The organism is Streptomyces sp. RLA123, from assembly GCF_056270165.1.
Genome location: NZ_JBWDOR010000003.1, coordinates 1693898 through 1716322, shown reverse-complemented (window position 1 = coordinate 1716322; position 22425 = coordinate 1693898). Strand labels below are relative to the sequence as shown.

The 22425-nt window shown below is 69.6% G+C and carries 21 protein-coding genes and 1 pseudogene; 7 read left to right on the top strand and 15 right to left on the bottom strand.

The genetic code is table 11. The features are described from left to right. Nucleotides 1-72: 72 nt before the first annotated feature. Nucleotides 73-3945 carry a carboxypeptidase regulatory-like domain-containing protein gene (locus RV983_RS07780; RefSeq protein ID WP_475985048.1) on the bottom strand — a complete coding sequence of 1291 codons (3873 nt, stop codon included), beginning with the start codon at nt 3943-3945 and terminating at the stop codon, nt 73-75. Nucleotides 3946-4900: 955 nt separating this feature from the next. Between RV983_RS07780 and RV983_RS07775 the strand changes: the two genes are divergently transcribed. Next, nucleotides 4901-5086 carry a hypothetical protein gene (locus RV983_RS07775; protein ID WP_475985047.1) on the top strand — a complete coding sequence of 62 codons (186 nt, stop codon included), beginning with the start codon at nt 4901-4903 and terminating at the stop codon, nt 5084-5086. Nucleotides 5087-5229: 143 nt separating this feature from the next. Here RV983_RS07775 and RV983_RS07770 read toward each other — a convergent pair whose 3' ends face one another. The 7 genes and pseudogenes from RV983_RS07770 to RV983_RS07740 form a co-directional block, all read right to left on the bottom strand. Continuing rightward, entirely contained in the window at nt 5230-5586 is a 357-nt protein-coding gene (locus RV983_RS07770; RefSeq protein WP_475985046.1) for a hypothetical protein, read from the bottom strand. Nucleotides 5587-5670: 84 nt separating this feature from the next. Then, nucleotides 5671-6096, bottom strand: a pseudogene (locus tag RV983_RS07765) (helix-turn-helix transcriptional regulator); the annotation flags it as partial. 81 nt (nt 6097-6177) lie between these two features. Continuing rightward, complete coding sequence (locus tag RV983_RS07760) at nt 6178-6840, bottom strand: DUF4328 domain-containing protein (protein WP_475985045.1); 663 nt, start codon at nt 6838-6840, stop codon at nt 6178-6180. 471 nt (nt 6841-7311) lie between these two features. Then, nucleotides 7312-7596 carry a hypothetical protein gene (locus RV983_RS07755; protein WP_475985044.1) on the bottom strand — a complete coding sequence of 95 codons (285 nt, stop codon included), beginning with the start codon at nt 7594-7596 and terminating at the stop codon, nt 7312-7314. Next, on the bottom strand, nt 7593-7871 hold the full coding sequence (locus tag RV983_RS07750) for a hypothetical protein (protein WP_475985043.1): 279 nt from the start codon (nt 7869-7871) through the stop codon (nt 7593-7595). The genes RV983_RS07755 and RV983_RS07750 overlap by 4 nt, the downstream gene beginning before the upstream one ends. Further along, the gene (locus RV983_RS07745; protein WP_475985042.1) at nt 7849-8427 is read right to left on the bottom strand and encodes an ATPase, T2SS/T4P/T4SS family; all 579 of its coding nucleotides are present in this window, start codon (nt 8425-8427) and stop codon (nt 7849-7851) included. Before RV983_RS07745 ends, RV983_RS07750 begins: the two co-directional genes overlap by 23 nt. A 264-nt stretch (nt 8428-8691) precedes the next feature. Next, complete coding sequence (locus tag RV983_RS07740; RefSeq protein WP_475985041.1) at nt 8692-9234, bottom strand: hypothetical protein; 543 nt, start codon at nt 9232-9234, stop codon at nt 8692-8694. A 213-nt stretch (nt 9235-9447) separates the two neighbouring features. Between RV983_RS07740 and RV983_RS07735 the strand changes: the two genes are divergently transcribed. Further along, nucleotides 9448-9618: a hypothetical protein gene (locus RV983_RS07735; RefSeq protein WP_475985040.1), complete on the top strand. Its 171-nt coding sequence runs from the start codon at nt 9448-9450 to the stop codon at nt 9616-9618. 664 nt (nt 9619-10282) lie between these two features. Beyond that, complete coding sequence (locus RV983_RS07730; RefSeq protein WP_475985039.1) at nt 10283-10582, top strand: hypothetical protein; 300 nt, start codon at nt 10283-10285, stop codon at nt 10580-10582. A gap of 96 nt (nt 10583-10678) precedes the next feature. Here the strand turns inward: RV983_RS07730 and RV983_RS07725 are convergent, their stop codons facing one another. The 5 genes from RV983_RS07725 to RV983_RS07705 all read right to left on the bottom strand — a co-directional run bounded on the left by RV983_RS07725 (nt 10679) and on the right by RV983_RS07705 (nt 15848). Continuing rightward, nucleotides 10679-11998 (bottom strand): UDP-glucose dehydrogenase family protein, encoded by a 1320-nt coding sequence (locus RV983_RS07725; protein WP_475985038.1) that lies wholly within the window; start codon nt 11996-11998, stop codon nt 10679-10681. Between the two features lie 83 nt (nt 11999-12081). Next, nucleotides 12082-13329, bottom strand: coding sequence for an SIR2 family protein (locus RV983_RS07720; RefSeq protein ID WP_475985037.1), 1248 nt, complete (start codon nt 13327-13329; stop codon nt 12082-12084). 38 nt (nt 13330-13367) lie between these two features. Further along, nucleotides 13368-14612: an aminotransferase class III-fold pyridoxal phosphate-dependent enzyme gene (locus RV983_RS07715; protein ID WP_475990246.1), complete on the bottom strand. Its 1245-nt coding sequence runs from the start codon at nt 14610-14612 to the stop codon at nt 13368-13370. A 244-nt stretch (nt 14613-14856) separates the two neighbouring features. Next, the gene (locus tag RV983_RS07710; protein WP_475985036.1) at nt 14857-15339 is read right to left on the bottom strand and encodes a hypothetical protein; all 483 of its coding nucleotides are present in this window, start codon (nt 15337-15339) and stop codon (nt 14857-14859) included. Beyond that, nucleotides 15330-15848, bottom strand: a complete 519-nt coding sequence (locus tag RV983_RS07705; protein ID WP_475985035.1) for a hypothetical protein — start codon at nt 15846-15848, stop codon at nt 15330-15332. Before RV983_RS07705 ends, RV983_RS07710 begins: the two co-directional genes overlap by 10 nt. A gap of 1116 nt (nt 15849-16964) precedes the next feature. Between RV983_RS07705 and RV983_RS07700 the strand changes: the two genes are divergently transcribed. From RV983_RS07700 to RV983_RS07685, 4 genes are all read left to right on the top strand, one after another. Then, nucleotides 16965-17267 carry a hypothetical protein gene (locus tag RV983_RS07700; RefSeq protein WP_475985034.1) on the top strand — a complete coding sequence of 101 codons (303 nt, stop codon included), beginning with the start codon at nt 16965-16967 and terminating at the stop codon, nt 17265-17267. Nucleotides 17268-17281: 14 nt separating this feature from the next. Beyond that, nucleotides 17282-17833 carry a GNAT family N-acetyltransferase gene (locus tag RV983_RS07695; RefSeq protein ID WP_475985033.1) on the top strand — a complete coding sequence of 184 codons (552 nt, stop codon included), beginning with the start codon at nt 17282-17284 and terminating at the stop codon, nt 17831-17833. 317 nt (nt 17834-18150) lie between these two features. Next, the gene (locus RV983_RS07690; RefSeq protein WP_475985032.1) at nt 18151-19299 is read left to right on the top strand and encodes an ISL3 family transposase; all 1149 of its coding nucleotides are present in this window, start codon (nt 18151-18153) and stop codon (nt 19297-19299) included. Between the two features lie 109 nt (nt 19300-19408). After that, on the top strand, nt 19409-19783 hold the full coding sequence (locus RV983_RS07685; protein ID WP_475985031.1) for a transposase: 375 nt from the start codon (nt 19409-19411) through the stop codon (nt 19781-19783). Between the two features lie 266 nt (nt 19784-20049). Here the strand turns inward: RV983_RS07685 and RV983_RS07680 are convergent. Then, a protein-coding gene (locus RV983_RS07680) for an IS3 family transposase (protein WP_475985030.1) occupies nt 20050-21302 on the bottom strand; the annotation gives its coding sequence in 2 pieces (ribosomal slippage) (nt 20050-21020 and nt 21020-21302; 1254 coding nt in all). A gap of 102 nt (nt 21303-21404) precedes the next feature. After that, on the bottom strand, nt 21405-22400 hold the full coding sequence (locus RV983_RS07675) for a LuxR C-terminal-related transcriptional regulator (protein WP_475985029.1): 996 nt from the start codon (nt 22398-22400) through the stop codon (nt 21405-21407). Nucleotides 22401-22425 lie beyond the last annotated feature (25 nt).

The window sequence follows — 22425 nt, the reverse complement described above, 5'->3', positions numbered from 1 at the left end:
TGTCACCACCCCGCTCGACGCAGTGGGGCCGGCCTGTCGCCGGGCCGGCCCCACTGTGTTCTGCCAGGACGCCTATCGCCTGGTCAGGACCACGTCGGCGGTGACGGCGTCGCGACCGCGCGTTCGCACGGTGTGCTCGGCCGTCCGGTAGCCCTCGGCACTCACCGTGAGGGAGACGGCGGGTCCGGCCTCCGGGAGCCACAGCTGGTACGTGCCGTCGACCCCGGTGCTCAGCGTGTGCGCGCCGGTCCCGGTCCCGACCCGGACCGTGGCTCCGGCCAGCGGGGTGCTCCCGCCCTGTCGCCCGGCGCCGCTGACGGTGCCGCTCAGGTGCGTCCACCCGGGAGGCGCCACCACGGTCATGGTGACGGGCACGGTGACGGAGGCGTACGGCCCGTCGCTGTCGATGACCAGCCGTGCCTGGTGCACGCCCGCGTCCGCCGGCCCCATGTCGCCGGCGTCGACGGTAACGGTCAGCTCCGCCGTCCTGCCCGCGCCGACCGAGGAGGAGCCCGCCTTCGCCGCCAGCCACGTCACGTCCCCGTGGGGCGCGTCGTAGCCGGGCAGTTCGAGGGCGGAGGTCTGCATCACCCTGTCGGCGCTCAGGCCGCCCAGGACGGACCAGCCCGGCGCTCCCGCCGCCGCGTACAGCGGCTGCGGCAGGTTCGGCAGCGCGCTCCACGCGTCCGCGGCCGGATCGTAGGCGTAGGCCTCGTTGGTCACCGCTGCGGCCCCGACCAGCACGCCGCCGGCGGCCATGAGCCGGCCACCTCCGCTCGCCGTCGCGGCAGCCCAGAAGTCAACCGGCGGGTCGGCGATCGGCGTCCAGCGGCCCGCGGCACGGTCCAGGGCGTAGCCGACGGCCGTGGCGTGCGGAGGCTGCCCGTCGCTCTGGTGGACACCGCCCGCGCAGTACAGCGTCCCGTCGACGGTTCCGCAGCTCTGCCAGGAGGTCGGCAGAGGGTAGGCCGGACCCGGGGACCACGTGTCGCCCGCCGGGTCGTAGACCTGGACGTCGCGCGTGCCGCAGGAGAAGCTGGTGCACCCGCCGATTACGTAGAGCCGGTCGCCGACCGCTGCCGCGGCCGAATTCCCGTACGCCTTGGGTGCGTCGGCGATCCGCGACCAGGTGTCGCTCGCCGGGTCGTAGACCTCGCCCCCGGCGATCGGCGTGCCCGCGCGGTTCTTGCCGCCGACGACGTACAGCTTGCCCCGGACGAACCCGTAGGCCGCGCCGCTGCGCTTGGTGACGGCCGGGGCGAGGTCCTTCCAGGTCGCCGTGGCCGGATCGTAGGAGCGCAGGGCGGTGGTCCACTGCCCGTCGGGGGTCTGGCCGAGACCGGTGTAGAGGACGCCGTCGTACGCGGCCGCGATCCCCCCGGTCATGGGCTGCGGGAGGTCCGCGAGCGGCTGCCACGCCTGCCCGGAGGTCGCCCCGGTGGTCCGGTCCGCCGCCGTGGCGGTGGCCGTCGCGACGCCGAGCGGATCGGGCCTGGCCGCGGTCCGCTCCCTGACGGCGCCGGACACGCGGGCCGAGGTTCCCGCGACGGCCTGCTCCCCGACGGCGAGGGAGGCCGGGGCGCCGCCGGTGTTGCGCACCTTCACGGTGACGGTCCGCTTCCCGCCCCAGGGAACGGTGACGCCCACCGCACCGGGGGTGGCCTTCAGCCGGGACGGGCGCAGGGCGAAGTCTGCGGCGGTGACGGCGTCGGCCTTGACCGTCACGGCCGACGTCCCGGTCGGATAGCCGAAGGCCGGCAGGGCGGCGGTGAACTCCTGACGGCCGGTACGGGAGGAGAAGGCCCAGTACAGCCCGTCGCCGACGGCCGGGTCGTCCGGTGTGGCGATGCTGTGGCCGCTGTCTTCCGGGGCCTTCGCTGCGGAGACGGTCGCGCCGACCACCGCGGCACCGGTGTTGGCGTCCGTCACTCGGCCTGTGAGCAGCCCGCCGGGCACGGTGACCAGCGAGCGGGTGCCGACGGCGACGTTGTCCAGCTGCCAGATGCCGGTCAGGGAACCGGCGAAGTGGAAGCGCAGCCGCACCGAGGACTTACCGGCGTAGGCGGTGAGAGGCACCACCTGGTGGGAGGGGCCCTCCACGACGTCGGTGTGGTGCCAGAGGTTCTCCCAGTGGTCCCCGCCGTCGGTGCTCACGTCGATGTCGGCCGTGGGGTCGTTGAAGCGCCACAGACTGGGCAGCGCGGTGTCGAACTCCAGCGCCGGCTGGGTCTGCGCCGAGAAGTCGTAGGTGGGGCTGATCAGTTCGGTGTCGACCTCGCCCCAGCCGAGGGCGTAGTCGTCGACCTGGGCGAAGCCGCCGTCTCCACCGGTCTGGTTGCCGCGGGTGAGCGGGTCGTCGAAGCCCCAGCCCCTGGCGTCGGTGTGGTTGACGATGCTCCACCCGGCCGGCTTCGCGGCGGTGTCGAAGGACTGGAAGCCGCCGCCGTGGTAGTCGACGGCGTAGCCGGGCGGGAGGGTACCGGAGCCGACCAGCGGGAGCGTCAGGTCGGCGGTCCTCGGGGACGATCCGAGCATGACCTTGGTCTCGGCCGGCCGGTAGCCGGGGTACAGAGCGGTGGCGTGCAGCGTGTACGTCCTGCCGCGCTCGAGGCGGACGGAGTAGCGGCCCGTCTTCGGGTCGGTGTGGACGGTGCCGGGCACGCCGTCGACGGTCAGCCGGGCGTAGAGGCCCCAGCCGTGTCCGCCGCCGTCCCGGACGGTCCCGGAGACCGTGGTGGTCGGCACGGCGGCGAGCGCGGCGTTCCTGGTCAGCTCCGTGCCGTCGGTGAGGGTGACCGTGCCCAGGTCCCTCTCGGAGTAGCCGAAGGCGTTGACCGTCAGCGGGTACGAGCCGGTGGGCGCCGCCAGTGACCACCTTCCGTCCGTGCCGGTGACCGCCGAGAGTGCGCCCAGCCGTACCGTCGCCCCGGACACCGCCTTGCCGGTGGCCTTGTCGGTGACCTTGCCGGTCACGGTGCCGTGCGGGCCGGGGCGGAAGGCACCGACGCCGTGCGGCGTGCCCAGGCCCGTGGGCCCGTCGTAGCCGGGTCCGGCGGTGCAGCTGTTCGCGGGCTCGCACGCGGGCGCGGTGTCCGGGCCGCAGGGCGCGTCGTCGGAGCAGTGGGCGTTGCTGCCGGTGGTCACGTCGTTGAGCGCACCGGGAGTGCGGTACGGGTATCCGGCCGGGTAGGTGCCCTCGACGGGCGTCCCGGCCAGCGCGTACAGACCGGTGATGATCGGGGCGGAGGCGCTGGTACCCCCGTAGACGCCCCATCCGCCGCCGGAGTAGGTGTTGTAGACCGCCACGCCGGTGTCGGGGTCGGCGACCGCGCTGACGTCCGCCACAGATCGCTTGCCGCAGCCGGTGCCAGTCTGGAACGCCGGCTTGGGCTGGTACGCGGAGCACCCCGAGCCCGTGCCGCTCCACACCGTCTCCGTCCAGCCGCGCGCACCGGTGTCGCTCCTGCTGAGCGAGGTGCCGCCGACCGACGTCACGTACGGGGAGGACGCCGGGTAGCTCAGCCCGTGGCCGTAGTCGCCGGAGGCGAACACCACGGCGGTTCCGGGATGGTCGAAGTACGCCGCGTCCAGGGCGCCGAGGTCCGGGCCGTCGTAGTAGGCGCCGTAGGAGTTGGACACGTAGCGGGCGCCCATCGCCACCGCCGTGTTGACGGCGGAGCCGAGGTCGTCCGTGGCGGAGCTGTCGGCCTCGACGAGGAGGATGTGCGCCTTCGGTGCGACGGCCGAGACCATGTCCAGGTCCAGGGATATCTCGCCGGCCCAGCCGTCGTTGGGCTGCGGGTAGTCCGTGCCGCCGCGCTGGTCCACCTTGCGGAAGCAGCCGTTGTCGGCCGTGCAGGGCGGCAGGTCGTACTGGGCCCGGTAAGCCGCGAGGTCCTGCTCGGCCATCGGGTTGTCGTAGGCGGCCACGATCGCGATGGTCACCCCGGCGCCGCCATCCGCGGGCAGGTCGTACGCTGAGCGCAGGTCGGTCGGACCGAACCCCTCGGGTGCGGCGGACCGGGCGCCGCGACCGCTGCCGGTGTCCGCTCGGCGTACCGCGAAGCAACTGAAGTGCCCGGGCTGCGGGGTGCCGCAGAGAGACTGCGTCGCGGCCCCGGCGTCATCGGCGACGGCAGGGCTCTGCTGCGGCACTTGGACCGCGAGGGCGGCCAGCAGCAGGGCCGCGGCCGCGCCGGTGGCCTGTCGCCACCGGGGTCCCGATGGCCGGGCAGGGGCACCCCTCAAGTATCCGGCGAGCGGGCGTGGGAGACGGGGAACGAGCACAGGGCGACTCCGATGGAGGACGGAGTGGACAGGGCAATTCCGATAACGTTGTCGGGCGGGTGGCGCGTTGCCGGAAGAAAGATCGCGTGCCTTCGACGACCAGGTCAATGGATGGAGTTGGCGACTTGGCGCCGCGTGTCGTGTTCACGCCTTCTCGACCATCGCCCTACCGCGGCGACGTACCTCACCATCGGTGGCCGCGCCGGTCACCCGGCCGCCACGTGCGAGGGGCCGAGCGGTAATCCCGTCGGCCGCCCTGCCCGCAACCGGGCGACGCCTGAATCCTGTTGCGCGTGAAGTCCGCGGCGCTGTTGTCGCCGGCGCTGGGCAGGAGCCTCATCGAGAGCGGCCGCCCTCGAACCGGTCGCGGTGCCCGGGCGGCAGGTGCCGGTTCTTGCCGTGGATCACCCACGGACCGCACGTCCGGTCCTGCGGCCCGGCGAGGCTGTTGTTCTCACCAGCCCGTTCGCCTTACCTCACTGGCGCGAGCGCAACGACCTGCACGCTGATGCCGCACGCCGCCTGAATATCGAAGGCCAGGTCCTGCCGTCCGGCCTCACCGCGGACCAGCCCGGTTAGAGCACGCACTGCAAAGCCGCGGACAATGATCGGCATGGCAGCCACATCTCCCGCATCCCGCCTGGTCAGGGTGGCAGCCCGCGAGGCCCTCCAGCCCCTCGGCCTCCAGGAGTGCGGAAGGTCACGGACTTGGATCGACGACCACGGATGGTGGCTGGGCATCGTCGAGTTCCAGCCCGGCCGGAACAACGGCAGCTATCTGAACTTCGGCGCTTGCTGAGCCAATCAGCGAGGGCTTGGCCCTTGCCGGCGTCTGACTTGAACGCTCGCGTGACCACGAACAGGACGCCCAGCACCGTGATCGGCCACTTCAGGGAGGCGATGAACGCGAGAACGCTCACGCCTGCAGTGTGGTGGCGGCGATCAGCAGAGCGTGCCGGCGTGCCTGTGTGCGAGTTCGAATTGGGAGTGCTGGTCGGACTGAACGAGGGGTTCCCGGTGCTTGCGGTGTAGGAGTCGCGGGGTCGCCGCCCACTTGAGGTCCTGCCGTTTGTCGGCTTGCACGAGTCCCGTCATGTAGTGGGACTCGTCGGCGTTGTCCGGTTGGTTCTCGTCGACGTGCCGGATCAGCGGTTCGTCACTGGGCACCGACGTGTCGTAGCCGGTGCGCTGGCGGCTCTCGATCAGGAAGTACTGGCTGCCCGGCATCCCACTGGTCCACAGCCGGTGCACCTGAAAGCTGTTCTTTGCGTCTGGGGTGGACAGTGACAACAGCAGCACGGTTGAACAATAAGCTCAGGTGTGGGTGGGCGGGCAGCCTGTCGGTGGGGTTTGCCGTGGCCTGTTGAGGTGGGGGTGGCGTGTTCAGGGCTGGTCGGGGAGCCAGCGGTGTTGGACTGCGCGGGCGCCGGCCTGGAAGCGGCTGCGTGCGTTCAGCCGTTCCATCAGGTCGGTCGCGATGCGTCGCGCGGTGCGCGGTGAGACGCCGAGTCGTTTGGCGATGGCCTCGTCGGTCAGGCCGTCTGCGAGCAGTTGCAGTGTGGTGGATTCCTGTCCGGTGAGCCCGTTGCCGTCGCGGGCAGGACTCGGGCTCAGCGGCTGGGCGGTTGTCCAGGTGCTTTCGAAAAGTGCGCACAGCGCGGTGATCGTGCCCTGTCCGTTCAGGACGACGGCGCCGGCTGCGGTGTCGTCGGTGCTGACCGGGATGACAGCGCGGCCGCGGTCGGTGATGATCATGCGGCAGGGCAGGGCAGCGACGGTCCTCACCTCGCCGCCGCGTTCGGTGAGCCAGGTGAGACCCGCTCCGATCCGCACCGGCCGAGGTGCCGGTTTCACCGTTGTCGGCGGGCCGGCTGGGGCTTGTCCTGGCGATCACGTAATGTCGGACAAGAGGGTTGTGGCGCGGATGCGCTGGAGGGCGGTGATCCGGCGGACGACGAGTACCGCGGCGACGGCCGCGAACACGCCGACGCCGTGCCCGACGGCTTCGCCAAACGCGTTCACCCGGGTGATTCCCACGGGGTAATTGTCGACGTCGGTGGAGCCTTCGAGGTAGATGAACTCGGCTACGAACGTGTACAGCCAGCCGCCCCAGACAGAGCCGATCCACAGCGTCCACCAGGTGTTCAGGAGCAGGCGTGTGGGGCCGGTCGCCCTGCTGTCCGGCCGGTCGGCCGGCGGTCCGTCCGGCGAGGGCGGGAGGGTGGCACGATCGATGTCGTTCGCGATCTTGCGGCCCATCCACAGGTTCAGCACGGGCATCAACCAGCCGCCGATCGCCCAGCTGGGGGTGGTGCGCATGGCGGCGGGTGCGAATACCTCGGCGTTGAGCCGCGCCCGGTGGAACCAGGCGACGAACGGCACTGCCGCGGCGAGCAGCGAGCCTTTCTGTACCCAGCCAGCCACTTTGTGGAAGTCGTTGACGGAACGTATGCGGTCGTCGGTGACAGCGGGGGAGAAGTGGAGGATGTCACCGGCCAGGGATGCCGTCCGTACGGCGGCGAAGACGGCGACGACGTCGGCCAGCAGCGCCACCGCGAGCAGCGCGGTCGCGATCTTTGCAAGGCCGCCCGGATCGCGGTACTCCGGTCTGTGGTGGGTCAGCGCTTCCGGTGTCCATCCGACGCACTGCGCGCATCGTCCCGAGGACGAAACAGCCGGGCGGGCAGCGCAGTTGGTGCATCTCATGGATCGGGGTGCCTTTTTGGTGGTTGTGCTGGGCGCCCGGATTCGGCCGCCGCCGTACCGTAGAGGAGACTGCCCACAGTTGTCCAAAGCCTTTCCGCAGGTCGGAAGGAGAGGGACGGGCTCACGGACCTTGGGTGCGGCGCCCTATCAGGCGGGGAAGCAATCGGGCGGTGCCGGACTGCCAGTGGATCCACTCGGGCCCCGCCCTCGGCGGCGATCCTGCCGGACTCATCCTGCGGGACGGGTCTTCGACGTTCAGGCACAGCACCTCATCCGCCCGGGCTCCGGACAGCTCTCGCGCACCACCCGAACGCCACGTCACCAGATGATCCACTCTGTACCGATACCGTTCTCCGCCAGCAGCACCAGCACCCCGGCGACGAACACGCCCGTGACCGCCCACACCACGGCGCCTGCGACGGCACCGGCAGCGAGCCGGGTCTTGGGCCTCGAGCCGCCGGAGCGCACCGCGTGAAGCCGTGCCGCCAGGAACGGCCGCGTCGGGACGTCCGTGCCGCTGACGCCGTTGACGATGCCGACCAGCCCGGCGACCAGTGCCGCACCGGTGATGACCCACAGCAGCAGCCCCGTCCCGCCCGTCATGAGGTCTCCCGGATCAGCAGAGCCAGCGGCGCGGGCCAGGTGCCGTGCGGGGTGTTGAGGAGTCCGGGGTCGAAGCCGGCCCGCCGCAAGTCGGGCATGCACCGGGGGTGCATCAGCGGCATGGCCCTGGGCTCGTCCCACTCCGGGCGCGGCCCGAAGATCAGGTTCGTGTCGGGGCGGCCGCCCTCACCGATGCCGGTGACCTCCAGCACGTGGGGGACGAACCGGTGCCGGTGCCCGCCGATGCGGGTCTCATCGATGGACGCGACGAACACGATGAAGTCCAGGCCGTTCGCGGCCTGCTGGGTACGCCAGCGCCTCGCTCATGTTGGCCTGCGCGAGCAGGTAGAACTCGGCGATCCGGTCGAAGACCACCGACGGGTGGATCGCGTGCAGAGTGGAGAGGTTGCCGCCCTGGCCGTTGGTCATGGCCTGGAGCATCGCGACGATCTCTGGGCCGCGGACCTCACCGACCACGATCCGCGCGAGGCTCATGCGCAGCGCCCGGTACATCAGGTCCATCAATGTGATCTCGCCGGCGCCGTGCCCGTCGATGCGTTCGCCGTTGGACTCCCGGGCCTCCATCGGGACGACCTGCTGGTGGTAGCCGTTCTCGTGCGCGAACAGTTCGTACTCCGTCTCCAGCGTCACGAACCGCTCGGCCGGATCGATCTCCTTCAGCAGGGCCCGCAGCAGCGTGGTCTTCCCGGCGGCCTGACCGCCCACGACCATGACGTTCTTCTCGGCCCGCACGCACGCCGACAGGAACCCCTGCAACGTGATGTCGAGCATCCCCTTCATGACCAGGTCCGAGAGGTCGGCGTGGCGCATGGAGTGCCGACGGAGCCGCCCGCATCAAGGCCCTGGAGGCACGTTTCTGAGTCCTCCCCGCGCAGGCGGGGGAGAGCCGGCGTTCCGCTGGCCGACTGCGCCGAGTGCTCGTCCTCCCCGCGCAGGCGGGAGTGAGCCGACGGAACTCCGCCCAGGCACAGTGGGCGGGGCGGACCCGCAGTCATCGTTTGCTCGCCCGCTCAGTACGTCCCGGGCGGCGCGCCGCCCGCCCGTAGGGGCAAGCGGCACACAGCGGGCCCGTGGTCAGCCGAGCTTCTTGGCAACCGTTTCGTACTCGCTGGCCTGCGCCGGCGTCAGATACCGGGACACGCGGACCAGGATGGTGCCGACCGGGTAGTCGTACTCCGCAAGCGCCGGCATGCCCTTCGTCACCTTCTGGATGTACGCCGCGCGAGTCTTCGCCCCGGCAGCGTCCGGAAACACCTCAATCGATCCGCCGAGTTCAATATCACCGGTCTCGTACATCGCGGCATCGTCGCCCTTGATACGGCTGTCCGCGAACGCGATTTTCGACGTGTACTGTCCGGGCCGCCCAAGCAGATGGTTCTCGTCGTTCTCGGCGGTGACAGTCAGCGTGAGCTTCCCGGTCGGCACAGCCTTCGCGATCTCGTTGAATGCGGAGGTGGCGTCGAGTACGGCCGGAACCGAGGCGCTGGCGCTGGTAGTCGTCGTATCGGGCGCGGCGGCGCTCGCAGTTGTACTCTTCCCGACTGCTTCGTTGGTGCTGCAGGCGACGATCGGCAGACAGGCTGCGATCAGGATCGCCGCGATCGTGGTGGTGCGCATGGGTCCCCCCCAAGGGTGGTGGTACGAATTGCGGAGCGAACCGTATCTCGCCCATGCGAGAGCGCCGTCCGAGGGACGCTTATTGTCCGCTTCGCGCTGCTGGCCGCAGAGAACACAAGGCGCTGAAGGTGCCGGCGGTCCTCGCGGACAGGCTGGCCCAAAGGCTGGCTGGCCTACGTGATCTACCGTAATGGAGCCCGGTACCCGGTGCAGGTGGTGTGGGCAGAGGCGGCGATGGTCACCAAGAGCGCGGTGGCCTACAACGCGGGCATCCTCAACTGGGCGCGGGAGGCTGGCGTAACGCACATGGAGGTCTTCGGCGGCGCCGGGTGCGGCTGGACCAGCCACAAGGACCCGGACAATGCCACAGCCACCAGGACCTGAGTACCAGCATCAATGTCAGTGCCCGGAGCTCCCATCCGCCGCATGACCGTCATCTCAGTCCCCGATCCCGAGAATCCGAAGTCCGGCACGACGATCCCTGTGCCTGAATCCTTCGATGACCTGCAACGTTCGTACGACGAGGCGCGGAAGGCGATCGGTGTGCATCAGCGCGGGACGCAGCGTCCGGTGCTGGAGTGGGACGAGGAGACGCGGGCGGAGAGTGACCGGCTGCTGGATGCGTGGCGGGCGGTCGCGGTGGAGTTGCGGAGGGCATCGAGGAGTCGGGGCTTGAGGCGGAGTTCGGCGCCTACAGGCTGGGACAGGCACTTCGGAAGGCGGCGTACGGCCTGGACTGCGCCGGGGAGTAACCCACAGGGGTGACTGGGGACGAGCGGGCTTGGCTGCTCCCCTTGCCCAGCCTTACCCTCGAATGTGTAGGCGAACGGTGTGATGCGGTGAAGGTGCCGCCCCGGCAGCCTGGGGAGGTCCCCGCGTACATCGAGGCGTACCCGGCCGAGCAGCAGCAGCGGGTGTCCCTGCGCGTGGCAGGCCGCCAGCACCGCGCCAGCGTCCGGGAGCGCCGCCGTCACGCCGACGGCCGCGAGGCCGTCCGCCTGACGCTTTGGCCCGTCCTGCCGGACGGACGGCGGACAGCATGGTTCTGGTGGAGCAGCATCTCCTCCACGGGGATGCGGTCCGCGTCCACTACGGAGAGGTCCCACCCGACCAGGTCCCGAAGTACGAGGGTTTCGCGTCTTGGCAGAAACCGCAGGTCCAGGTGCGCGTCGGCGGCCGATGGCACGACGGCGTGGTTTGGTACAAGATCCGCTACTGGGACGGGCGGCACGCGGTGCAGGTGAAGATGACGTTCCTGGAGGGCGACGACTTCCCGGTGGTGTGCTGGCGCACCTACTGGTGGAACCCGGACGCGATCCGCGTCGTACGGCGACCGCGGGATGCGTGAGCGGGCCGCGCCCTGGTACGACAGACGCCCACATAGCAGCCGCGCGCTTCCAGGGAACGCTGGGAGCGCGCGGCGGAGTGGCGCTGCGGGGCCGGTCTACTTCCCCGGTCGGCCGAGCTGGTGGACGGTCCAGCCCGCCGTGCGCCAGGGCTCCGGGTCGAGGGCGGTCCGGCAGTCGACGAGCAGCGGGCTTGCCGGGCGGTGCGCGAGGGCCTGCGGGTCGGCCTGGTGGTACTCGGGCCACTCGGTGGCCAGCACAACGAGGTCGGCCCCGTCGACGGACGTAGGCAGGTCGTCGGTGTAGTCGAGTTCGGGGTTGCGGACCATGGCCGTGGCCACGGCCTGCGGGTCGTGAACGGTGACCGCGGCGCCGGCGTGCTGCAGGGCGTGTGCGAGAGCCAGGGCCGGGGATTCGCGGACGTCGTTGGTGCCCGGCTTGAAGGCGGCGCCCCACACCGTGACCCGGGCACCGTTGACGGTGTCGCCCAGGGCGCGGGTGATGAGGCCCATCGCGACGTCGGTGCGGTCCTCGTTGATCACCTCGGCAGCGCGCAGGAGGGCCGCAGCGGAGTCGGCACCGACCTGCTGGGCCGAAGCAGTGAAGGCCCGGATGTCCTTGGGGAGGCAGCCGCCGCCGTAGCCGATGCCGGGTCGCATGCCCCCGGCGCCGATCCGGGGGTCGATACCGAGGATGTCCACGATCTTGGAGACGTCGCCGCCGGCGGCCTCACACATGTCGGCGACCGCGTTGATGTAGCTGATCTTCAAGCCGAGGAAGGTGTTCGCGGCGCCCTTCGCGAGTTCGGCGGTCTGCGGGTCGGTGACGAAGATCGGCACTCCAGCGTCGATGATCCCGGCGTAGACCGCGCGGATGGCCTTCTCGCCCTCCGCGGTGGTCACGCCAGCGATGAGACGGTCCGGGCGAAGAGTGTCCTCAACAGCGTGTCCCTCCCGGAGAAACTCCGGGTTCCACACGACCTCGACGGCGTCCCCGGCGGGGGCCAGGCGCTGCGCGAGGGCCGTGACCTGACTGGTGGTGCCGACGGTGACAGTGGACTTCCCGACGATCGTGCACGGCCGGTCGAGGTGGGGAGCTAGCTGCCGGATCGCGCCGTAGACCTGGCCGGTGTCGTACGAGCGGCCGTCGGCGTCGATGGGGGTCCCGACGCCGATGAAGTGCAATTCGGCGAAGGCAGCGGCCTCACGGATGTCGGTGGTGAACCGCAGGCGACCGCTCGCGGTGTGACGGGCCAGCAGCTCGGGGAGACCGGTCTCGTAGATCGGGCACTCGCCGGCGTTGAGCCGGTCTACCTTGGCCTGGTCGACGTCCACACCGACGACCTCATGGCCCAGTTCGGCCATTGCCGCAGAGTGCGGGATGCCCAGGTGGCCACAGCCGATCACGGAAACGCGCATTGCGGGTCCTGTTCTTGTCTGGGGGCACACCGTGCCCGATGTGCCCCTAGACGCTACCGGTGCAGGAGTGGCGTGGATTCCACTCAGACGGTCACGTTGAGCATTTCGGCCAGGCGGAGCAGGGCCGGGAGCGCCTCGGAGCGGACCACGACGTCGCCCTCACGGGCCCCCTCGATCGGGTACGGCTTGTAGACCCCGTTCTCCGTCACGCCCTCGGTGTCGAGGAAGAAGATCGGCAGGCCACGTTCACGCGCGCGTGCCTGGACGTAGCGCCGGTCGGCGTGTAGACCGATCACGAGCAGCGCCTTGGCGTCGTCGGGGATCGGCATGTACGGGATGCGCTGGTCGTAGCGGCGCATGAACGCCTCTTCCAGCCCCGCCTTGGCGAAGAGACGGTCGAAGTTGTGCGTGGCCACCGGGCCGGTCATGTGCCCGGCGTCGTGGAAGGCCTTCAACGCCCGGTGCGCGCTCGTCGGTTCGGCGAGGACGAGGGCACGGAACATCGACACCATGTCGTTGACCTTGCGGGGCGCGTCGGTCAGCAGCTCCTTGACCAGGATGTCGTCCGCCGCGGAGAGGGTGAAGCGGTGTCGCTGGGTGAGGTCGTTGCCCGTGCGGTCGGTGACCCGGTAGACCTCGTGGAGCCAGTGCAGCGGCGGGATACCGGCCTCGATGCTGGTCCCGCAGCCGGCCTCCACGACGAACGGCAGGTGGTTCAGAAGGCCGGACAGGTCCTCGGCGTAGGTCGGGGTGCCGCGCTCCTCCTTGATGCGCATCCCGCCGGCCAGGACGTCCCACGGCAGATTTCGTGCCGCCCGAGGCAGGGTGTAGTCCTCGGACTGGATCGTGACGTCGACCGAACAGAACCCTTCGGGGGTGTCGCGATCGGCGCGCTCGTCCTGCGGGTGCACGGCGTGGTCGGCGATGGTGACGCGCAGATCACCGCGGCGCCAGGCCCCGTCTCCTTCGCCGGTCAGCTTCCATCGGCCGTCGGTGAGCCACTGGTCCAGGTCCCGCCGGTAGTCCGCGATCTCGGCCGCCGGGCCCAGCCAGGACACGTGCAGGTACAGCTCCTCCAGGACCAGGCGCTCCATGGGGTGCGTCCGGTCGAGGCCGTAGTGCAGCCGGTAGTGGACGATGCGGCGGCGTCCGGACTCGTCCATGGTCCACCCGGACAGCTCGGCGTTGCCCGGCTCCTGAGTGCGTCGCCAGATGCCCTCCTCGAGTGCCGGACGGCGCTGCCCGTCGGGGTCGGGGGAGAAGTTCGCTTCCCACATGCGGACCTGGTCGGGGGTCAGGGAGTCGATCACGGGGTGGGGCAGGAACAGCATGGCAGTCCTCCTCGATGCGTGGGTGGTTCGGGCTCCGGTCAGGTCAGTGCGGCCACGGCGTCGGCGAGCGCCGTAGTGAGGTGTTCGATGTCCTCGTCGGTCGAGGTCAAGGGAGGGGCGACGACCAGGCCCTCACTCTTCGGGTGGCCGGCCCCGGTGAACGGGTAGAAGAAGACCCCGCGGCGTTCGGCCTCCACCATCAGGAGCCAGAGCAGGCCGGGTTCGAGCTCCACCCCGTACAGGTGGCCCAGGCCGCGGACGTCCCGCACGGCCGGCAGGTCGGTCAGCGCCCGTAGCGACGCCCCGAGCCCTTCTCCGCGCTTCCGAAGAGCGTCGGCGTCCATGGCTTCCAGCTCGTCGAGGACGCCGAGGCAGGCCGCGGCCTGCAGGGGGTGAGCGGCCATGGTGCCCATCGCGGGCAGGGGGTCCGCGTCGCGGTGCCGGATCAGCGGTGCGAGCTCCGGCGAGACCAGCACGGCTCCGATGCCGGTGTATCCGGCGCCCAGCCCCTTGGACAGGATGCACAGGTCTGGCTCTGCGCCGTCCCAATGACGGCTGGCTAGAGGTGTGCCGGTGCGCCACAGCCCGGTCAGGACCTCGTCGTGGATGACCAGAACCTGCCGCTCCCGGCAGATCTCCGACACGCGCCGCAGGTACCCGTCAGGCGGCACATAGGCGCCGCCTGTGGTGCCGTTGACGGGCTCGATCATGACGGCGGCCACGTTCTCCGCGCCCCGGGCGTCGATCGCCCGCGCCACCTCGTCGGCACAGGTCGCGTCGCACGCACGCGCGGCGTGGTCGTGCGTCGGCGGGTACGGCGCGGGGAACGCGGGGCCGAGACCGAGTGCGTCCTCCGGGCGGGGCCGGCGGGCGTGATTCCCGGCGAGAGCGAGGGTCATCGCGCTGTTGCCGTGGTAGCTCAGGGTCGACGTCAGGATGTCCCCGCGGGCTTTGCCGTCACCACGGACCCGGGCGATGTTCCGGGCCAGGCCGATGGCGACCTCGACGCCGAGGGTCCCGCACGTGGTCAGCGCGACGGAGTCATCCGGCCGGCCGACGGCCCGGCACAGCCGGTCTATCAGCTCCATCTGAACGTGCGGCTGGACGACGGCGGCGCCCCCGAACGAGTAGTGGGACCACTGCTCCGCGATGCGGGCGAAGACCTGGGGGCTGCTCTGCCCCACGTTCATGCAGAGGAGTCCCGACGATCCGTCGAAAATCCGGCTGCCGTCCGCTCGGTGGAGCCAGGGTCCGTTCGCTGCCACGACCTCGAAATCGGGCATGGGCCTCGACGACGTCAGCAGCCGCCCGCGGCGTTGCAAGTACCGATCCATGAAGAGGTCCCCCTCCTTGGGTGAGCTCACGGATGGGAACGCCGCGCACGCCGGGTGATTCGGATGAACCCGGCGTGCGCAACGCCTGGTGCTCGGCCCGGTCCTTCTTCACTGGCGGGCCGTCCGCCCCCAGGGGGATGGGGCGGGGGTTTCCTCCCCGGAAAGGGAAGGAGTCTGGGGACCGCATGAGCGGTCAGGGGGCCCGGAAGCCCAGCGCGGCACTAATCGACTCGTGCGGCGTCGGAGTGGGCACGAAGCGCTCGAGGAGACCGCGCAGCGGGCCGGGCGGCACAAGACGGTCGCTCGCACACGGCCGGAGCCAGTACGGGCCCGGGGGTGCGTTGTGGGCGAGCGGGGGCAGCGTCAGGACGTACGGTGCGCCGAGGCACACGCCGTACGGGTGCGGGTCCCATCGGGCGGTCGTCCCGGGGGGCACGAGCCAGTACAGCCAGCCGTTGTCCGGGTCTGCGATGACCGGCCCGGCAGTACCGAGCTGGATCTCGTCCATGGCGGCCACCATGGCGTCACTGGCGCGTCCGCTGATCACCACGTCAAAGAGGGAGCCTCCGAGGGGCATCCGCACTTCGCGCTGATCGGCAATGTCGAGGTAGGCCCGGATACGGGCGGCCAGGTCCTGCATGTCGTCGCGCGCCGGGGCCTCATCGGTCAGTTGCATGCCGGCGTCCCGGGCATGAGGACTTGCACCGTTTTGGAGAGGCCGTCCTCGGCAACGGCGTAGGACAGTCGGCCGCCGAACTGCCGGACGAGCCACAGGCCGCGGTGCCGCTCGCCCGCCGAGGGCTCCCACGTCACGGCCTGGGTGAAGCCGGGGAAGGCGGGAAGCGGGTCGGTCACCTCGATGAGGAGTTCGCCGGTGGCGATGACGGCCAGGCGGAAACCCATCCGTGCCCGGGGCGGCGGCGACGAGTGCCGCTCGGCGTTGCCCATCACCTGCGCAGCGATCCGCGCGGCGTGCTCGATGTCGCCGGGCCACTTGCCCATGGTGAGCTGGGTGCGGGTGTGGACTCTCGCGTTGCCGCTCGCTGATCCATTCGCCTCGAACGTCGCGCGCCACTGCCATAGCGGGTCGGCGTGGAGCGGCATGGGGGTCTCGACGACGGCGACAGCCGGGCCGGAAGCGTCGGCCGAGTCGGCAGAGATCGTGATGGGGTGTGTGCTGGTCACCTTGTCTCCCAAGGCCGGATCATGCGGTGTCTTGTGATGAGGTAACCGCTCGATCACTCTCCGCAGTAGGGCGAACCGGCGCCAAAGAGAGTGCACACCCTAGGGCGAATTTGCGATTCCATTACCTTTGCAGTCGGCGCCCCTACTACCGTTGACGCATGGTCAGCTCCCGTGATGAGCACAGGAACACGGTCCTGGAAGCGCAGATGCGCGCCGCTGGCATGAGTGCAGCTGACCTTGCCAAGGCGCTCAATGAGGCTTTACTCGCTCTCACCGGGCGCATGGGCGACCTAACCGATCGCACGATCCGGCGCATGCTGAGCGGACAAACCCGCTGGCCGCAGAGCAGACAGCTCAAGGCTCTAGAGGCAGTATTCGGCAGCACCGGTGAAGCCCTCGGCTTCATCAAGCCGACCCGAGCCAAGCCGAAGCCCCTGCAAGAGGACCCCATGCAACGCCGAACTTTCGCTGCAACCGCGGTCGCCGTCGCCATACCTACGCCCATCACCGCATCCCCCCGCATCGGCCGCTCCGACCTTGAGCGCATGCAAGCGGCGCTGGACGCGCTCTCCGTCCAGGAGCAGCGGTCCGGAGGTTCCGCCGCGGTGGAGACAGAAGCACTCACCCAAGCCCAGATGGCCGTGGACCTCGTGAACCACGGGCAGGCCACGACGAGCATCCGCCGCGCCGTCTACAGCCTCGCCGCCAACGCAACCATGGCCGCCGCATGGGCCGCACTCGACGCCCGCGCCATGGACCGCGCCCAGCGTCACCTCGAACGCGCGCTCATGCTGGCCGGCTACAGCGGAGACTCCGTGGTCACTCTCCGCGCGTGGAACTACATGGCACTGCTGTCCTCCCAGCGCCAGAAGCCCGGCGACGCGCAAGCAGCCGCCGAGCGCGTCCGCGGCAACGCCATGACCCGCCGAGACCCCCTGTACGCCTCCCTCGGCCACGCCCGCTACGCCCTGGCTCTGTCCCACCCAGCAAGACGTCCGCGGGGCCCTGCGCGCCATCCGCCTGTCCGAAGATGCCCTACACCGGGCAGACGCCGCGGCGCCCCGCCCCGCGTGGTTTCACTTCTTCGACGTCGCCGAATGGCACGGCCTGTCGTCCTTGGTGCACCTGCGCATCGGCCGCCCCGACGAGGCCGAGTCTCACGCGCATCAGACCCTGGCGCGCATCCGCCCCGGATTCGCGAGGAACCGGGCCTACTACACTGCCCAACTCGCCATCGCCCAGGTCAAACAAGGCGACCTTGAGCAGGCCTGCCGTACCGCCGACGTTCTCTACACCCACGGCGTCCCCAACAGTGGGCGCGTCCGTGACCTACTGCGCGTTTTCCGGACCGAAGCTGCCGCCACGGGGTCAGCACGCGCCCGAGCATGGCTGCACGACACCCAGACCACCACCCTGTGAAAGGACCGCACCCCATGGAACTGGAGCTCAAGCGCATAGGGCGGCAGCAGCTTGACGAGGTACGGCCAATCCTGTTGTCCGTGTTCGCCGAGGTCTACGCCAACCGCATGGATGACCCGTTCTTCACCGTGGAGCGCTTCAACGAGCGCTTGACTGGGCACGCCGGCCGCAACGAGTGGGAGGCGGTCATCGGCTACGTGAGCGGAGAGCCCGTCGGCTACGCCTACGGTGCCGCTCTACAGCCCGGCGCCCGCTGGTGGATGCATCAATTGGACCCGCTGTCTGAGGCGTTCACCGAGGAGACCGGCGCCCGCACTCTCGCACTCTTCGAGATCATGACCCGCGAACAGTGGCGCGGCACCGGCGTCGCCCATCGCATCCACGAGGAGCTGCTCGCCAGCCGCGCTGAGGAACGCGTGACACTGTTGGTGGACCCGCGCAAGACCGATGTCAAAAGCATGTACGAGCGCTGGGGCTACGCAAGCGTCGGAGAGCAGAAGCCGTTCCCGGACTCCCCGCTTTACGCCACCATGGTCCGCCAACTCCGCGCCCCGACGGCCGCGTAGGCAGGTACGTAACCGCCGATGGAGGCGCTGCCCAACCGGGCAGCGCCTCCATCATTTCGACCGATTGGCATGCGGACCGCGTTAGCCCACGGGACTGAGAGGGTGGCTTCGTTCACTTCTATGGGCAGCGTTAGTCCGCCAGATTGGGCAGCAGTTGCGGATCTTGAGGCCCGTGAATGTTCATGAGAAATAGGTTCCGGCACAGATCTTGGGGAGTCGTCGCGGAGCGTTACCTCGGCGTTCGATTGCGAGGAGACGGGTTCGTGTGAGACGGCATACGCCTTGTCGTCCCACGGACAGAATTGACGCTCCCTCAGGTGTCTACCGATCGCTGCTGGGGTCGGTTGTGGACGGTGATGGTGCTGGTCATGCAGACCGATGCACCGTTCTGGGGCTCACTGGTGTTCGAGGGGATCGACGATGCGGATGTCGAGGCGGTTACGGCCGCGTTCGGCACGGTCGAGGTGGTGGCGATAGGCCGCGCGGCCGGGGCTGCGTGTCCGGACTGTGGCCGGTTCTCGGGGCGGGTCCACGACCGATACCAGCGCAGGCTGAGGGACCTTCCACTCGCTGAGCAGGGCTTCGTGATCCGGCTGACGGTCCGGCGCTTCATCTGCGGTGCGGGGGACTGCCCGCGCCGGACGTTCGCCGAGCCGTTCTCCCGGCTGGCCGCCCCGCACGCACGGTTCACCATGGGGCTCAACCATGCCCTGGAGCGGGTGGGGCTCGCGCTGGCCGGGCGGGCCGGCGCCCGGCTGGGCTTCGGAGCTGGCCGGATGACCTTGTTGCGCAGGGTCATGGCATTGCCCGATCCCGCGTTCAGCACGCCGCGCGTGCTGGGCGTGGACGACTTCGCGATCCGTCGCGGCCAGACGTACTCCACGGTCTTGACCAGCGTCGAAGGCCATCGCGTGGTCGATGTGCTCCGGACGCGTGAAGCCGGACCGCTGGCCGCGTGGCTTGTCCGTCACCCCGGAGTGGAGATCATCTGCCCGGCCCGGGCGGGCGCCTATGCCGACGGTGCCCGCCGCGGTGCCCCTGATGCTCTGCAGGTCGCTGACCGGTTCCACCTGTGGCAGGGCCTCGGCCGAGCCGTGGAGACCTGCGTTGCCGCCCACCGCGACTGCCTGCGCGACCCTTCGCCCATCAGCATGTTGCCGGAGGCCACCCGACTGACTTCCGGCCGACCCAAGGACGACTCGGTGCCCGTCGGCCGGCGGGCCGAGCGGAAGAAGGCAGCACATGCCCTGGTCCACGAGCTTCTTGCCCAAGGTCACTCACGCCGGGCGATTGCACGGCACCTGGGCTGGGGCCTCAACACCGTGCTCAGATACGCGAACGCCGCGAACTGGCAGGACACCATCCGCGAAAACCGGCCCCGCCCCAGCAGACTGGACCCCTACAAGCTCTACCTGGAAGCGACGCTTCGCCGCGGGATGCACCAGCGTCACCCGCCTCCACGCTGAACTCCGCGCAGACAACGCGCCCGTCACCTACCAAATGGTTCGCGCCCACATCGCCACCCTGCGCACGACTCCGGCCGGCATGCCGCCCCGGCTGCCGACAGTGCGGCAAGTGACCGGCTGGCTCACCCGGCACTCCACCGCGCTGAGCGAGGACGACCGCGCCAGCCTGAAGGAGGTCCTGGCCCGCTGCCCCGACCTGAACACGGCCGCCGGACATGTCCGGGACTTCGGGGAGATACTCACCAACCGCCTCGGCTCCACAATCCCCACCTGGATCGACGCAGTCGGCGCCAGCCAGCTACCTGGCCTCACTGGCTTCGCGCTTCACATGCTCCGGGACCTCGACGCCGTAACAGCCGGGCTCACCCTTGACTGGAGCTCCGGCAGCATCGAGGGCGCCGTTAACCGCATCAAAAAGATCAAGAGGCAGCTCTACGGCCGAGCCGGATTCGAACTACTCCGCAAAATGATCTTGCTCCAGTAGTTCCACGCGCCAATGTGGCTCTGCTGTTGGTCGGCACCTTCGAGGTCAGAGCTCGGTCGTCCAGACCCGACAAGGTGCTCACTCGGTGCCAGCCACAGTTCAGGCTGCGACCCTCAGCCCTTCGGGCAAAAGTACGCTGCCCTCATGACGCTCTACTTCGACGCGGCGGCGGTGCTGTTCCAGGTGTACCCGAGCTGTAACGGGCTCTGGGAGGACCGCTTGTGGCTCAACGTTCCGGGTGAACCGTTCCGGGTTCGGTAGAGATCTCAGATGTTGGTTGTGACCTGGGGTTTCGTGGTTGTGCGGTAGTGGTTCTTCTCGTATTCGACGGGTGGGACGTGGCCTATCTCACCGTGGAGCCGTCGGTGGTTGTACCAGTCGATGTACTCGGCGGTGGCGAGTTCGACGTCGGACAGCGTCTTCCAGGGTCGTCGGGGCTTGATGAGCTCTGTCTTGAACAGGCCGATCGTGCTCTCCATCAGGGCGTTGTCGTAGGCGTCGCCGACCGATCCGATCGAGGCGGCGATGCCGGCGGCGTCCATGTGCTCGGCGAGCCGGAAACTCGTGTACTGCGACCCGGCGTCCGAGTGGTGAATCAACTCTCCCGGTTGGATGGGGTTTTGCTCGCGGTCGCGTTGCCAGATCGCCATTTCCAGGGCGTCCAGCACGAACACTGTCTCCTTCACGGTGGCCGCCGACCAGCCGACGATCCGGCGGGAGAAAGTGTCCACGACGAAGGCGACGTAGACGACACCGGCCCAGGTCTTCACGTGGGTGAAGTCCGCGACCCAGCAGCGGTTCGGGGCGCCTGCGACGAAGTCGCGATCCACCAGGTCCGGGGCCCGCTCGGCCTGCCCGCCGGGCAGCGTGGTGATGACGCGTTTGCCGCGGACCGCTCCGGCGATGCCGAGCTCGCGCATCAGGCGTTCAACGGTGCAGCGGGCCACGTGATGGCCCTGCCGGTTCAGCTCGCGCCATATCTTCCTCGCTCCGTGGACGCGGTAGTTGGCCTCGAAGGCCTTGCTGATCTGTTCCTTCAGTTCGGCGTCCCGCACGGTCCTGGCGGACGGCATGGCCCGGCGTTTGTGGTGGGCGTAGTAGGTGGAGGGGGCGATCTTGCAGTCGTGCTCGGTCAGCACGCGGCAGATCGGCTCGACACCGCCGAAGCGGTCCCGGTGCTCGTCGATGAACGCTACGAGCGTGTGTGTGGCCGGTCGAGCTCGGCCGCGAAGAAAGACGCCGCGGCTTTGAGAATGTCGTTGGCCCGCTTCAGCTCGGCGTTTTCCTTCTTCAGCCGCTTCAGCTCGGCCGATTCCTCCGTCGTCGTGCCCGGCCGGATGCCGGTATCGATCTGGTCCTGCCGGACCCACTTGCGCAGCGTCTCGGTCGTGCCGATGCCCAGCTTCTGGGCGACCGCTTTCATCGCGGCCCACTCGGTGTCGTAGTCGGGCCGCACCTCGGCGACCATGCGCACCGCACGACGGCGCAGCTCAAGCGGATACTGGGAAGGACGTGCCATGACTCGATCCTCTCAAACGATCGAGTCCCTACCGAACCCGGAACGGTTCAGGCAGCCTGTCGGTGGGGTTTGCGGTGGCCTGTTGAGGTGGGGGTGGCGTGTTCAGGGCTGGTCGGGGAGCCAGCGGTGTTGGACTGCGCGGGCGCCGGCCTGGAAGCGGCTGCGTGCGTTCAGCCGTTCCATCAGGTCGGTCGCGATGCGTCGTGCGGTGCGCGGTGAGACGCAGAGTCGTTTGGCGATGGCCTCGTCGGTCAGGCCGTCTGCGAGCAGTTGCAGTGTGGTGGATTCCTGCCCGGTGAGTCCGTTGCCGTCGCGAGCAGGACTCGGGGTCAGTGGCTGGGCGGTTGCCCAGGTGCTTTCGAAAAGTGCGCACAGCGCGGTGATCGTGCCCTGTCCGCTCAGGACGACGGCGCCGGCTGCGGTGTCGTCGGTGCTGACCGGGATGACAGCGCGGCCGCGGTCGGTGATGATCATGCGGCAGGGCAGGGCAGCGACGGTCCTCACCTCGCCGCCGCGTTCGGTGAGCCAGGTGAGGTAGTCCACGGTGGGCTGGTGGTTGCGGATGCTGTCGAGGTAGATCGTCCGCATCCGGATCCCGCGGGTCAGCAGTTCCTCGTTGAGCGGTTTGGCTGCGTCGATGGCCTGCGGTGACTGGGCTCCGCCGGTCGCGAACGTCATGACCTCGCTGGACAGCTCCCGCGTCAGGGACGCCAGGCGATCGCGTATCTGGTCCAGTCCGAGGAGTTGCTCGACCCCTGGGGAGGGTGCTTGCGGTCGCAGGTCCGCGCATTCGGCGATCAGCTGGGCAGCCGCCGCGCGGGATGCTTCGATGCGCTGCTGCCGCGCGGCCAGGTCGGCTTGCTGCCTGGCCATGAGCAGTTCCATGCCCAGTTCGGGCGGGAGTGCGCGCAGGCGTCCGGCATGGTCGTATGAAGCTCTGACCAGGGTCAGTTCGCTCAGGGTGTCCAAAGCGCCGCGTACCTGCGATTCGGACAGGTCGAGGTGCTCGCTCAAGGCGGCCACGCCGTCGTCGGGGTGGGCGAGCATGGCTCGGTAGACCGCCTCCGCGGCGGCGTCGAGGCCCAGCGCCGTGAGCATGGACGACCCCCCTGGTGCAACGATG